The organism is Pseudofrankia saprophytica, assembly GCF_000235425.2.
Taxonomy (GTDB): Bacteria; Actinomycetota; Actinomycetes; order Frankiales; family Frankiaceae; genus Pseudofrankia; species Pseudofrankia saprophytica.
The window spans coordinates 8,114,116-8,126,771 of record NZ_KI912266.1; the positions used below are offsets into that span (position 1 = coordinate 8,114,116).

At 71.1% G+C, this 12,656-nt stretch carries 11 protein-coding genes and 1 tRNA gene; 4 read left to right on the forward strand and 8 right to left on the reverse strand.

Annotated features, from left to right (window positions below; translation table 11 throughout):
• Window positions 1-262: 262 nt before the first annotated feature.
• Window positions 263-1,033 (forward strand): tyrosine-protein phosphatase, encoded by a 771-nt coding sequence (locus tag FRCN3DRAFT_RS0234220; protein WP_027141195.1) that lies wholly within the window; start codon window positions 263-265, stop codon window positions 1,031-1,033.
• 48 nt (window positions 1,034-1,081) lie between these two features.
• Here the strand turns inward: FRCN3DRAFT_RS0234220 and FRCN3DRAFT_RS0234225 are convergent, their stop codons facing one another.
• From FRCN3DRAFT_RS0234225 to FRCN3DRAFT_RS0234250, 6 genes are all read right to left on the reverse strand, one after another.
• Complete coding sequence (locus FRCN3DRAFT_RS0234225) at window positions 1,082-1,507, reverse strand: RpiB/LacA/LacB family sugar-phosphate isomerase (RefSeq protein WP_007515246.1); 426 nt, start codon at window positions 1,505-1,507, stop codon at window positions 1,082-1,084.
• A 197-nt stretch (window positions 1,508-1,704) separates the two neighbouring features.
• Window positions 1,705-2,340 (reverse strand): RdgB/HAM1 family non-canonical purine NTP pyrophosphatase, encoded by a 636-nt coding sequence (gene rdgB, locus FRCN3DRAFT_RS0234230; RefSeq protein WP_425343358.1) that lies wholly within the window; start codon window positions 2,338-2,340, stop codon window positions 1,705-1,707.
• 167 nt (window positions 2,341-2,507) lie between these two features.
• Window positions 2,508-3,263, reverse strand: coding sequence for a ribonuclease PH (gene rph / locus FRCN3DRAFT_RS0234235; protein WP_007515244.1), 756 nt, complete (start codon window positions 3,261-3,263; stop codon window positions 2,508-2,510).
• Window positions 3,264-3,461: 198 nt separating this feature from the next.
• On the reverse strand, window positions 3,462-4,208 hold the full coding sequence (locus tag FRCN3DRAFT_RS0234240; RefSeq protein ID WP_007515243.1) for an MBL fold metallo-hydrolase: 747 nt from the start codon (window positions 4,206-4,208) through the stop codon (window positions 3,462-3,464).
• Window positions 4,205-5,179 carry a glutamate racemase gene (gene murI, locus FRCN3DRAFT_RS0234245; protein WP_007515242.1) on the reverse strand — a complete coding sequence of 325 codons (975 nt, stop codon included), beginning with the start codon at window positions 5,177-5,179 and terminating at the stop codon, window positions 4,205-4,207. The genes FRCN3DRAFT_RS0234240 and murI overlap by 4 nt, the downstream gene beginning before the upstream one ends.
• A 1,392-nt stretch (window positions 5,180-6,571) precedes the next feature.
• Window positions 6,572-7,276, reverse strand: a complete 705-nt coding sequence (locus tag FRCN3DRAFT_RS0234250) for a hypothetical protein (RefSeq protein WP_007515240.1) — start codon at window positions 7,274-7,276, stop codon at window positions 6,572-6,574.
• A 451-nt stretch (window positions 7,277-7,727) separates the two neighbouring features.
• Here FRCN3DRAFT_RS0234250 and FRCN3DRAFT_RS0234255 point away from each other — a divergent pair.
• From FRCN3DRAFT_RS0234255 to FRCN3DRAFT_RS47610, 3 genes are all read left to right on the forward strand, one after another.
• Window positions 7,728-7,808, forward strand: a tRNA-Leu gene (locus FRCN3DRAFT_RS0234255).
• Between the two features lie 451 nt (window positions 7,809-8,259).
• Window positions 8,260-8,424, forward strand: coding sequence for a hypothetical protein (locus FRCN3DRAFT_RS54505; protein ID WP_157845294.1), 165 nt, complete (start codon window positions 8,260-8,262; stop codon window positions 8,422-8,424).
• Between the two features lie 270 nt (window positions 8,425-8,694).
• Window positions 8,695-9,615, forward strand: a complete 921-nt coding sequence (locus FRCN3DRAFT_RS47610) for a 1-aminocyclopropane-1-carboxylate deaminase/D-cysteine desulfhydrase (RefSeq protein WP_232794240.1) — start codon at window positions 8,695-8,697, stop codon at window positions 9,613-9,615.
• Window positions 9,616-9,669: 54 nt separating this feature from the next.
• Here the strand turns inward: FRCN3DRAFT_RS47610 and FRCN3DRAFT_RS0234270 are convergent, their stop codons facing one another.
• Both FRCN3DRAFT_RS0234270 and FRCN3DRAFT_RS0234275 read right to left on the reverse strand, forming a co-directional pair.
• A complete protein-coding gene (locus tag FRCN3DRAFT_RS0234270) occupies window positions 9,670-11,061 on the reverse strand; it encodes a cryptochrome/photolyase family protein (RefSeq protein ID WP_007515237.1) in 1,392 nt (463 codons plus the stop codon).
• The gene (locus tag FRCN3DRAFT_RS0234275) at window positions 11,055-12,650 is read right to left on the reverse strand and encodes a DUF2867 domain-containing protein (protein WP_232794241.1); all 1,596 of its coding nucleotides are present in this window, start codon (window positions 12,648-12,650) and stop codon (window positions 11,055-11,057) included. Before FRCN3DRAFT_RS0234275 ends, FRCN3DRAFT_RS0234270 begins: the two co-directional genes overlap by 7 nt.
• Between the last annotated feature and the right edge of the window lie 6 nt (window positions 12,651-12,656).

Below are 12,656 nucleotides of genomic sequence, written 5' to 3' on the forward strand. Positions count from 1 at the left end.
CGGACGCCGCCGCCCTCGCGGGCCTGCCACCGGATGACCGGCGCACGCCCGCCTGGCCGCCCCCGCCCCGTCACCTGCCGGCCGAGACGCACCGCGCCGACCTCGCCGAGCAGGCCGAGATCGCCTGACACGACGGGAACGACCCGCCGGGAAAAGACCAGCCGGCTGCCGGGGAAAGGCCAGTGGGCATCCCGGCGAACGGGGTCACGAGGGTGGCGCAATCCGGGCGCCGGGCGCCGGGCGGACGGCTAGCATCGAACGAGTGGATCGCTGGTACGAGCTCGATGGCTGCGACAATGTCCGCGATCTGGGTGGGCTGCCCACCGTGGATGGCGGCCAGACCCGCTACGGCGTCCTGCTACGCAGCGACACCCTTCAACACCTGACCGCCGTCGGCGTCGCCCGGCTGCGTGACGAGTTCGGCCTGGGCACGGTCCTCGACCTGCGCGCGGTCGAGGAGGCGGCGCGTGAGGGCCGCGGCCTGCTCGAGTTCGAGCCGGTCAGGTACCACAACCTGTCGTTCCTCACCACGCGCTGGGTGATGCCGGACGACCCCGCCTACGACGCGCTCGTGCGCACCCGCACCAGCGACGACCGTGTCGCGCACTACCTCGACTACGTGCGCCTGGCCGGCGAGTCGGTCGCCACCGCGGTTCGCCTCATCTGCGACGCGACCAGCGGCCCGACGTTGTTCCACTGCGCCGCGGGCAAGGACCGCACCGGCGTGCTTGCCGCCCTCGTCCTCACCATCGCCGGCGTGGAACGTGACGCGATCATCGCCGACTACGTCGCCACCAACGAGCGCATTCACCTGATCGAGACCCGGCTGTCCCAGCTGCCGTCCTACCAGCGCGGTATCCAGACGAGGTCGGAGGCCGACCAGCTCCGCGTCCGCGCCGAGGTGATGGCCGGCTTCCTCGACGGCGTCGACTCCCTCTGGGGCAGCGCCGACGCCTGGGCACTGCACGCCGGTGTCCCCGAGGAGTCGCTCACCGCCCTGCGCACCCGCCTGGCGACCACGGACCTGCCCTAACCCCGGCCGCGCGTGGGCATCGCCGAACGCGCGGGGGCGCGGGGACGGTTACCGGTCGCGGATCTTGTCTATCTGAGGGACCTCTTCGGGGTCTGGGCCCTCGACGGCGAAGAAGGCCTTCAGACAGTCGACGGCGACATCCGGCGCGGTTCTCCGGAGGCTCATCGTGAGGACGTTGGCGTCGTTCCAGAGGCGGGCGTTCTTCGCGATCCAGGGCTCCCAGGCCTGCGCCGCACGCACCCCCGGGACCTTGTTCGCCGCGATGGCGGTGCCCGTGCCCGTCCAGCACATCAGGACGCCGAAGCGGTACTCGCCGGCAGCGACACCCCTGGCCACGGCCTCGGAAAGCTCCGGCCAGCTCGTCGAGTCGACGAGCCTCGTCTCGAAGTTCGCCCGGAGATAGTCCGTCACCATCGTCACGCACTCGTTGGTGTCGTCCGCGCCAAAAATGACCTTGATCTTCTCGGCGGTCACCAGTTCTACCGCACCTTTCCACTACCCGACCAGTCAGCCCGGCGACAGGTGGTCGCACGATGGCAACAACGCCGACCCGTGACGTCGAGGTCCATTTCGTCGCACAATGTTACCACCCGCCTACCATTCGACATGTCGCCGCCTTTTGCCCGATGGCACCTGAGCGCCACCGAATGGCTTCCCCGGCCGGCGGGCGCCTAGAAACCGAGAAGCGACGGCAAAGCCGCGGCGAGGGCGCGGAAGGCCTGGCCACGATGGCTGATCGCGTCCTTCTCGGTCGCGGTGAGCTCGGCGCTGGCTCGGGTCTCGCCGTCGGGAACGAACAGCGGGTCGTAGCCGAAGCCGTTCTCGCCACGTCCGGCGGTGAGCAGCTGGCCGCGCAACTCGCCGTGGACGACGTGCTCGCGGCCGTCGGGACTCACGAACGCGGCGGCGCAGACGAACGCGGCACCGCGCCGTTGCGCCGGGACGTCGTCGAGCTGGGCGAGCAGCAGCGCGTTGTTCGCCGCGTCACGCGCGACCCGGCCCGTGCCCGGCGGGCTGCCCGCCCAGCGGGCGGAGCGGACGCCGGGCATGCCGTTCAGCTCGTCGACGGTGAGTCCCGAGTCGTCGGCGATGGCCGGCAGGCCCGTCGTCGCCACGGCGTCCCTGGCCTTGATCAACGCGTTCTCGGCGAACGTCCGACCGGTCTCGGGGACCTCCGGACCCGGCGGCAGCGGCACCAGCTCGACGGGCACCTCGCTCGCCGCGAGGATCCGGCTCAGCTCGGCGAGCTTGGCGTCGTTGCGGCTGGCAAGGACGATCCGCGCCGACACCCCCGACACCCCCGACACGCCTGACGCGTCCCGGGCGGCGGGCGCGCCCTCGGCCGGAGTTCCCGCCGGATCCGGGGTTCCTGCCGGATCGACGGAGCTTGCGGACGGGGTCCCTGCCGGATCGGCGGAGCCGATCTGGGAGGTCGTGATCTGGGAGGTCCGGGAGCCGGTCCCGGAGTTCTCGCTCACCGGCTGTCCCCGCGGCCCCCGGTGCGCGGCGGCGGTCCAGCGGGGAGGGGGCCCGCCAGCGCGTCGTTCTGCAGCTGCGCGAGCTCGGCGCAGCCGGCGACGGCGAGGTCGAGCAGGGCGTCGAGGGCGGCCCGGTCGAACGGTGCGCCCTCAGCGGTGCCCTGGACCTCGACGAACGCGCCGCCGTGGGTGCGGACGACGTTCATGTCCGTGTCGGCGGCCGAGTCCTCGACATAGGCGAGATCGAGCATGGGCACGCCGGCGACGACGCCCACGCTGACCGCGCTCACCCCGTCGATGATCGCCTTCGACCGGCCGAGCCAGCGGCAGGCGTCGACGAGGGCGACATAGGAGCCGGTGATCGCGGCGGTGCGGGTACCACCGTCGGCGAGCAGCACGTCGCAGTCGATCGCGATCGTGTTCTCGCCCAGCTGCTTGAGGTCGATGCAGGCGCGCAGGCTGCGGCCGATGAGGCGCGAGATCTCGTGGGTGCGCCCGCCGATCTTGCCGCGGACCGACTCCCGGTCGTTGCGGGTGTTCGTCGCCCGCGGCAGCATCGCGTACTCGGCCGTCACCCAGCCCAGGCCGCTGCCCTTGCGCCAGCGCGGCACCCCCTCGGTCACCGAGGCGGCGCACAGCACCCGCGTCCTGCCCGCCGAGATCAGGGCGGACCCCTCCGCGTGCTCCTGCCAGCCGCGGGTGATCGTCACGTGCCGGAGCTGGTCGGCGGCCCTGCCGTCATGTCTGGTCACGACCCGGACCTTATCCAGGCCTTCCCCACGGACTGGCTAGCCGGGACCTAGCCGGGGACTCGGCGCGCATCGGCACGTCCCCGCCACGGCGGACCAGGACGGCGATTCGCCCCTTCCACCGGACGGCCACCGTCGCCGGACGGCCCCTTCCACCGGACGGCCACCGCCGCCGAGCGGCCGCCGTCGGGGGTCGCGTCGTCAGATCTCGTAGGTGGCGCCGGGAGCGGCCACGCTGGTCCTGCCGCTGTAGGCGGCGGTGGCCTCCGCCTCGCTGCGGGCGGCGTCGCCCCAGGGGACCAGGTGGGTGACGACCAGCTGACCCACGCCGGCGGCCTCGGCGTGCAGGCCGGCCTCGCGGCCGGTCAGGTGCAGGTCGGGTGGGTTGTCCTCATGGTCGAGGAACGCGGCCTCGCACAGGAACAGGTCGCTGTCCTTGGCGAGCCGGACGAGCTTCTCGCACGGGCCGGTGTCGCCCGAGTAGGTCAGCACCTTGTCGTCCGCGCTGATCCGCACGCCGTAGGCCTCCACGGGGTGGGCGACGCGGGCCAGGTCGACGAGGAAGGGGCCGATGTGCACCCGGCCCGGGCCGATCGTCTGGAAGTCGTAGATGTCGGCCAGCGAGTCGTCGGGCCAGCGCTCGAAGGCGCCGCACAGCCGCTCCCGGGTGTTGATCGGCCCATAGACCGGCAGCTTGGGCGGCATGCCCTGCGGGTGGTAGCGACGCGCATAGCTCTGTACGACCAGGTCGAGACAGTGGTCGCCGTGCAGGTGACTGAGCAGGACAGCATCGACGTCACGCAGGTCGCAGTGCCGCTGGAGCTCACCGAGCGACCCGTTGCCCGCGTCGACAACGAGGCGGAAACCGTCGGACTCGACCAGGTAGGAGGAACACGCGGAGGTTGGGCCCGGATAGGTCCCGGAGCAGCCGAGAATCGTCAGTTTCACCGGCGCACCGCCTCCGCCGTCGCCAGGACCGTCGTCGTCATGTCGCCGCTCCCGTCCCGTTCCGCCGCGCTCCCCGCCATGCTCGGGGGCAAGGGGGCTCGCGCGCCAGCGGTGCTGACCTCGCTGGCCTGCGGAACGGGGACCCCCCCAACCGTCACGACCGGAGAGTTACCAGCCGGATACGCAGGTAGGACGGTGGCGAGCTCGGGGCCGAGGAACCTGCGGCCGACCCGGTTGAAGGATCGCGGGTCGCCGGTGGCGAGGAACCGGTGGACGGGTGGGGGCAGATCAGGATCACGGAACAGCCCACCCTGGGCCAGCACCCGGTAGGTGTCCTTCGCGGTCTCCTCAGCACTGCTCACCAGCGTCACCCCTTCCCCCATCACCAGGCTGATAACCCCGGTCAGCAACGGATAATGGGTACATCCGAGGATTAGGGTGTCGACGTCAGCTTCCTGCAACGGGGCCAGGTACGCCTCGGTAAGGCCAAGTAGCTGCCGGCCGGTCGTCGTGCCGCGTTCGACGAAGTCGACGAACGCCGGGCAGGCCACGCTCGTGAGCGTCACGCCCGCCGCCGCGGCGACGGCGTCGTCATAGGCACGACTGGTGATGGTCGCGACGGTGCCGATCACCCCGACCCGGCCGGTGCGGGTGGCCGCCACCGCACGCTTGGCGGCCGGCAGCACGACCTCCACCACCGGCACGTCGTAGCGCTCTCGCGCGTCGCGCAGGCAGGCCGCGCTGGCCGTATTGCACGCGATCACCAGGAGTTTCACGCCCTCGGCGACGAGCGTGTCCATCGCGCCGAGCGCGAGCCGCCGGATGTCGGCAATCGGCCGCGGCCCGTACGGGGCGTGCGCAGTGTCGCCGAAGTACAGGAGCGGCTCATGCGGCAGCTGGTCGAGGATGGCCCTGGCCACCGTCAGACCGCCTACGCCGCTGTCGAACACCCCAATCGGCGCGTCGCTCATGAGGGCAAAGACTAAGCCGGAAAGCTGGGGATCACTCTGTGGGTGTCATCACCACAGCGTTGACGAACCATGGACCTCCGGGTGGGACGTCCAGAAGTGTCCAGATCTTGCCGCTATGCACCGCCCGTGATAAAGAGCACGTCGCCCGCAAGGCTCCCCGTCGACCGCCCTGACCCCTGCCACCACAGGACTCCCGCTGACCAAATGGGTCACGGTTTCGCGGTGACGCCGGTGACGCCGGCCACGCAGGTTCACGGTTATGCCAGCCAAGTAGGTCGACATATGCGGCACGTCACGCGAACCCCAGGCCCGCCCAGGCGACGGCCGAGGGTGACCAGCCGGGACGAGATTGGTGCGGATGGGCGCTTCGGTGGCGATATGGCGACCAAACAGTGTGTCGTCCGGCAACCTCCGACCTCAGGGTGTAGTCTGGAAACTGCCTGTAATCGATCAGTGACTATCAGCTATCGAGCAGGTAGGTTGAGGACGCGACTGAGGTGTCCGGGCCGATCCATCCGTCCCCGGACCGTGGCACCCCAGTCGCATCCATCTATCCCGGTTCATCCGAGCCGACCCCTTGGTGCCCTGTCGCGCAAAGGGCGCGCGCCCGGCCTTCCGGCACTCCCGGCTTTCCGGCACTTCGGCACTCCCGGGCCCTCCGGCGCTTCGGTACTCCCGGCTTTCCGGCACTTCGGCGCTCCCGGGCCCTCCGGCGCTTCGGTACTCCCGGCTTTCCGGCACTTCGGCGCTCCCGGGCCCTCCGGCGCTTCGGTACTCCCGGCTTTCCGGCACTTCGGCACTCCCGGGCCCTCCGGCGCTTCGGTACTCCCGGCTTTCCGGCACTTCGGCACTCCCGGGCCCTCCGGCGCTTCGGGACTCCCGCCGCTTCGGCTCTCCGGGGTTCCTAGCGCTCCGGGGCTCCCAGCGCTCCGGCACTTCGGAACTTCGACAACGCAAAGCGAAGCGGTGGCACCCGGGACGCGATGGGAGCTCTTCCATCGCCCGAACGCGCCAGTTAGCAACGTTCGGACGGCTAGGAACGTTCAGACGGCCAATCCAACGATTTTGACGTGGGCGCGCCCGCTCGGGCTACGGCCGACTGCCGGCGATTCCTTGCCTACTGCCGCCCCGGGCGACGTCCCCGACCTTCACCCCGGAAGATCGCCAGATCTGTACCGGGATCCGAATCCTGAACCCCCGCCGGTTCGGATCCCAGTACAGTCCCGCTGATCAAGCTCTCGGCTCGACGAGGTCGCCCGGCCGGCCTTCCGCCTGAGGCGACACTGTTCCCTCAGGCGACATGCTCCCTAAGGTGACGCTGCTCCCTCAGGTGGCACCGCGGTCAACCACCGACGATCACCTTGGACACGGGCAACCGTCGCGACCGACGGGTCAGGTGGCCGGTATCAGCCCCGCGGGCGTATCGCCGACGCCTGGGGCGACCTCCGAGCTCTCCGCATCCGAACTCCCCGCATCGAGGCTCTCCGCGCTTCCGGCGCGCGCGACGGCGGCGAGCCAGGCGCCGTAGACCTGTTCGGCGAGCAGCCACGCATGCCCCGGCCTGGTCCGCCCGGCCGGGGGCGCCGCCTCCGCGACGACGTCCACCTCGGGTCGGCGGACGGCCAGGCCGACGCCGTGGATCGAGGCGGCGACGAACACAGCGGGATCGATCCGTGGATCGCCGCTTACCACCCAGCGGCTCGTATACGGCGCGAAGCGCTCGGCCACCCGGATGTGCCGGGTCTGCGCGGTTCGAAGGGCGGGCACGACGACCGCGTCCAAGGTCAGCGGAGGCTCGACCAGCCGTCCGACCCCACTTGACGACCACGCGACCACGCCGTCCGGCAGCAGGTTGGTCTCGGCCGCCAGAACCGGGTCTTCGACGAGCACCCCCGCGGGCATCCCCTCGAGGCGGCGCAGCAGGCGCGGGTAACTCATGGCGCCCAGATCGAACCGGGCGCGCCGTTCGTGTTCGCCGACATCCAGGCGGAACACCGCGTCCACGACCCGTCCGTCAAGTTCGATCCTGATCACTCGGCGTCCCGGGAACAGGATGTCCATCAGCTCGCCGTCGACAAGCCCGCCAGCTCGCCTCACCGGATGCCTCCCCCTCTGGGATCCGCCGCTGAACGTTGGAGGTCTTTCGGGCCTGGTCGTCGGTGAGCGCCGGCCGCCGACGCGATGGCCGAGCCACATCAGAGATCTCGCGTCTCGACCCTCGCGAGCGCTAGTCCAGCGCTCACGAGGCCGCGGCACACTGCCTCTGTACGCCAGGCCCACCAGCCGAACCAGCTCAGTCGAGCGGGCGCTCCAATCCCTTCTGACTTCATTGACGCGCACGCCGCCAGTCACGTTGCATCTTGCAGCGTGTCGCGTCACGTCAGGACTACTGCGAAGCCACCGGCCTTGCTCCGCGTAGGCATCTAACCACCTGTCGTGCGCGACTCCTTCATCGTCTGGCACGCAGGTGCATCGCCCGCCGCCGCGCCCACCAGGCCCACCCCCGGCCCGCCCACCGGCCCCTCACCGATCGATACGCTAGAGGCGCGCGGGAGTGGCGGAATGGCAGACGCAGCAGACTTAGGATCTGCCGCCCTAGGGCGTGGGGGTTCAAGTCCCCCCTCCCGCACGGTCGCCTGTCTGGCGCTGGGCTTGCCCGTGGCCGGACGCCGCGTAGCCGCAGGTCGCGCCGCCCTTGCCGACCATCCGTCCGCGTGCAGACGGTGACGTCCGCTCACGTCCGACCACACCCTGACGCAACACGTGCGACGAGCAAACCCGGCTAGTCGACCTGGCCGACGGCCGGCAAGATGTCGCCAGTTCCGCGATCCGCTGGCTACAACCGCACGCCGAGCCCCGAGCGCTGCCGGGCGTTCCGACGACCAGCTTCCGACGTTCGCGATCTCCGCCAGACCGACCTGAGCCCGCCGTCCATGACGACCCGCAGTACATCCGGCCGTAGAGCCGAACCGCACGGACCGAAGGTCTGCCTCGCCAAGCTGTGCCCCATTCAGATCCGCGGTGTCCAGCCAACTGTCCGGCAGCACCCGCCGCTGGCTCCCCACACACCTCCCTAGAACGTGCGCGGCAGCAAGAAGATCTTCGGGTACACACCCATCGACGGCGCCTACGATCAGCCCAGCCCCCTGCCCGACCAGCTCGCATGGCTCCGCCACGCCGACTTCGAACCAGCCGTCGCCTGGCAGCACGACGATCTCGCGGTCATCGCGGCCGACCGGCGCTGACCACCCGGACCCAGCTCGCCCCCGTTTCATCAGGGTCAGAACGATCACGAGATCTGCGCCGGAGTCAGAACTCGTCCTGGTCCTGAATCGGCGGTTTCGGTAGCAGGCCGTCTGCCGCGACGCCGCACGGCCGGGCTGGCCTGGTCTGAGGCGCCTGTCCGGATCCCGGGACATCCGGACTCAGTACCGCGACGGGTCTTCAAGCTCACGCGGATACTCGGCGTCGAGGCACCCGACCAGGGCGGCCTTGCTGAATGGCACGCTTGGCAGGTGAGCGGACAGGCAAGGGAGCGCGGGCCGACGTTTGAGGTGCCGTCGCCAGTGGCCGAGCTGCCGGATGACCGCCTGCGCTCCGTGCGGCTACTGCTTAAGCGGGACGACCTGATCCACCCTGATTTCCCCGGCAACAAGTGGCGGAAGTTGGCCGGCAACCTGGCCGCAGCGGCCGAGCAGGGCGCAGAGACGCTGTTGACGTTCGGTGGGGCGTACTCGAATCACGTCGCAGCGACCGCCGCGGCCGGCTGGCACTTCGGCTTCCGAACGGTCGGTGTGATCCGAGGCGAGGAGCACCTGCCCCTCAACCCGGTCCTCGCTCGCGCGACCGAGCAGCACGGGATGCGGCTGACCTACCTCGACCGGACCCGCTACCGGGCCAAGCAAGACCCGGTCCTGCTCGCCCAACTGGCCGCCGAGTTCGGTCCGTTCTACCTGCTCCCCGAAGGCGGTAGCAACGCACTGGCGGTTCCCGGCTGCGCCCAGTTGGCGGCCGAGCTCGTCGGCCAGGTGCCCGACGTCGACGTGGTGGTCTGCCCGGTCGGCACTGGCGGCACCCTCGCCGGCCTCGCCGGTGGCCTAGGTCCAGACCGGCAGGCGATCGGGGTCTCTGTGCTCAAGGGCGGCGGCTTCCTCGCCGAGGAGGTCACATCGCTCCAGCGCGCCGCATTCGGCCACCCAACCGCCAACTGGCGCGTGGCCGAGGAGTTCCATTTTGGCGGCTATGCCCGTCGCACGCCGGCGCTGGACGCCTTCATCGACGACTTTGCCGACCGACACGGCCTGGTCCTGGAATGGGTTTACGTCGCGAAGATGATGTCCGGCCTGTTCGCGATGGTCACCGACGGGCGGATCCCGGCCGCCTCGACCGTCGTCGCGGTCATCACCGGCCGATGCGAGGACGCCATCAGACTTTGAGGTGGCACTCGCGGGCGCTGCGCGCGGACGCGGGCATCGACATTCGGCGACCGTTCAGGAGCGAACCGGCCTGAACCCGTCCGCCGGGTCGCGGAGCGGTGCTGGGTAGTCGAGGGCGCGGCGCTCGTGGTCCGGTAGCCGCCAGGGCTGGTGGATTTCGGGCGTCTTCAGGTGGGCGAGCTCGGGCAGGTACCGGCGGATGTAGATGCCGTCCGGGTCGTACCGCTCGGCCTGGCGCAGCGGGTTCAGGACGCGGCCCGGGCGGGTGTCGGTGCCGGTGCCGGCGACCCACTGCCAGTTCAGGTTGTTGTTGGCGAGGTCTCCGTCGACCAGGTGCTCGAGGTAGTGCGCCGCGCCGGCGCGCCAGTCGAGGCCGAGGGTTTTCGTGAGGAGGCTCGCGGTGATCATCCGTGCCCGGTTCGGGAGCCAGCCCTCGGTGAGCAACTGGCGCATGCCGGCGTCGACGATCGGGATGCCGGTGTGGCCGGAGCGCCACGCGTCCAGCGCCTCCGGGTCGTCCCGCCAGTCGCGCGCACCGCCCCGGTCACGCCGGTAGTCGTCATGGGCCGCGTCCGGGCGGGCGGCCAGGAGCTGGTAGTAGAAGTCGCGCCAGGCGAGCTGCCGGACGAAGGCGCGGGCTCCGTCGCTCCGACCCGCCTGGGTCGCCAGCTCGCGCGCGGACAGGCATCCCAGGTGCAGGTACGGCGACAGCCTCGACGTGCCGTCCTCGGCCAGCAGGTCCCGGCGGTCGTCGTAGTGCTCGACGTCCCGTCCCAGCCACAGCTCGGCGCGCCGCCGGCCCGCGGACTCACCGCCGGCGAACCCGCTGGCGGACTCGCCGCCGGCAGACGCGCCGGCGGACCCGCCTTTGCCCGCCTGTCGCCCGTCGGCCCCGGCGGGCGGCACGTGTCCCGGGTCGACCTTCGGCAGCCGGATCCGCTCGGGCGGTGAGACGACACCTCGCCACGGCGCGTCCTCCCACCGCCGGTGGTACGCGCTGAACACCGCGAAATGGTCTCGGCCGACCGGGGTGACCCGGCCCGGGGCGACGACGACATGCACCTCGTCGTGGCTGCGCAGCTCGCGGCCACGCTCGGCGAGCGCGGTGCGCAGGGTGGTCTGGCGCCGCTGGGCGTACGCGGAGGCGTCGGCGGCGATGTGGACCCGGGCGGCGCCGACCTCGTCGGCGAGCCGGCACACCTGCTCGACCGGGTCGCCCTCCCGGACCACGAGACGCCCCCCGAGCCCTCGCAGGGAGCGGTCGAGATCGGCGAGGCATTCGACGAGGAACCGCTCGCGGTTGCCGGAGCCGAACAGGTCCCGGGGCGCTCCGGTGTCCCGCACGAACAGCGGCACGACGAACTCGGCCTCGTCGGTGGCGGCCGTGAGCATCGGGTTGTCGTGTACTCGGAGGTCACGGGTGAAGACCGCCAGCGTGGTCACCATGGCTTCCCCGCCGAGGCCGAAGGCCGCTCCGTCGATACCGAAAGCTGCTCTGCAGGTACCGACGGCTGCTCCGTCGACACCTGGGGCTGCTCCGCCGGCACCGGATGCTCCGCCAGGTCGACGATGCCACGCGCCATCCGGCCCAGCGCGGCGCCGTGGAGCGCAGCGAGCGCCTTCCAGCCCACGTGGCCCGCGAGACCATGAGGTTCGAAGATCGCACGTTGCCGGTAGACGGCGCCCTGGGCGCCCTGGGCTCCCTGGGCTCCCTCGGCGCCCTCGGCGTCCGGAACGGCGGAGAGCTCGAGCCAGGCGCGGCCCGGCAGCGGCAGTCGCGGGCGCAGCCGCAGCCGACGCGGCTGTTCCACGTCCTCGACCCGCCACCAGCCGAGGACCTCGCCGACACGCGGGCCGCGCGGGAGCTGCCGTCGCCCCCGTCCCCCTGCGCCCCCGACAAGCCGGTCGATCCACCCGCTGGGTGACCAGGCGAGGGGAAGGGGACGCCAGCCATACTCGCTGCTCACGGCCTCGATGGCCCGCCACAGCTGCCCGGCGTCCGCGGTCGTGGGCAGCTCGCGCACGTCCTGGTAGACGGTGCCGCCGGACCAGTCCGGATCCATGGGCAGCGGGTCCGAGGGAGGCTGGGGTTCCCCGACGGCGATCCCGGCCCGTGACCAGTTGGGCGGCACCGCCGCCTCCCGGATCCTGGCCAGCGCGAGCGCCACCGCCTGGTCGAAGTCGGTCAGGCCGCGGGCGGGATCGGGGACGTACGTGGCGAGGTCGCGGTCGTGGCAACGAACCTCGTGGATGAGCGACGAGATCAGCGGGACGGCGATGCTGTGGGGCACCGGCGTCACGAGGTTGACCCACTGGGCGGACAGCCACGGCGTAAGCAGCGGCACCGGGATCACGACCCGGCGGGGCAGGCCCGCGACCGCCGCGTATCGCTTCATCATCTCCCAGTAGGTCAGGACTTCGGGACCACCGATGTCAAAGCCACGGCTGACTTCCGCCGGCACCAGGTCGGCGGTGCGGGTGAGGTAGTACAGCACATCCTGGATGGCTATCGGCTGAACCCGAGTATGCACCCACCGTGGCGTAACCATAACCGGCAGTCGTTCGGTGAGGTAGCGAAGCATCTCGAAACTCGCCGATCCTGAGCCGATGATGACGGCCGCCTGCAGCACGACCGTCGGCACCCCGGACTCGGTCAGGATCCGCCCGACCTCCGCGCGGGAGGCAAGGTGCGGGGACAGCTGCTCGCCAACCGGGCTGATCCCGCCCAGATAGATGATCCGCCGCACGCCAGCCTGCCGGGCGGCGGCCGCGACCGTGTGAGCGGCGGCGCGGTCGCGTTCGACGAAGTCGCGGTGATGCAAGGAGTGCACCAGGTAGTAGAGGACATCCTGCCCAGCAAGAGCGGCGGCGATCTGGCCCGCGTCGGTGACATCCGCCGCGACGACCTCGACCCGGTGACGCCAGGGCGCGTCCGCCAGTTTGGCGGGGCTGCGGGCACCGGCCCGCACCGTGTGCCCCCGGTCGAGCAGTTCGGGGACGAGCCGGCTACCGACATAGCCAGTCGCGCCGACCACCACACA

Coding starts and splice junctions, on each gene's coding strand:
- murI (WP_007515242.1), bottom strand. CDS start 5,179: ATGAGCGACGCGCCGATTGGGGTGTTCGACAGCGGCGTAGGCGGTCTG.
- FRCN3DRAFT_RS0234270 (WP_007515237.1), bottom strand. CDS start 11,061: ATGGTGACCACGCTGGCGGTCTTCACCCGTGACCTCCGAGTACACGAC.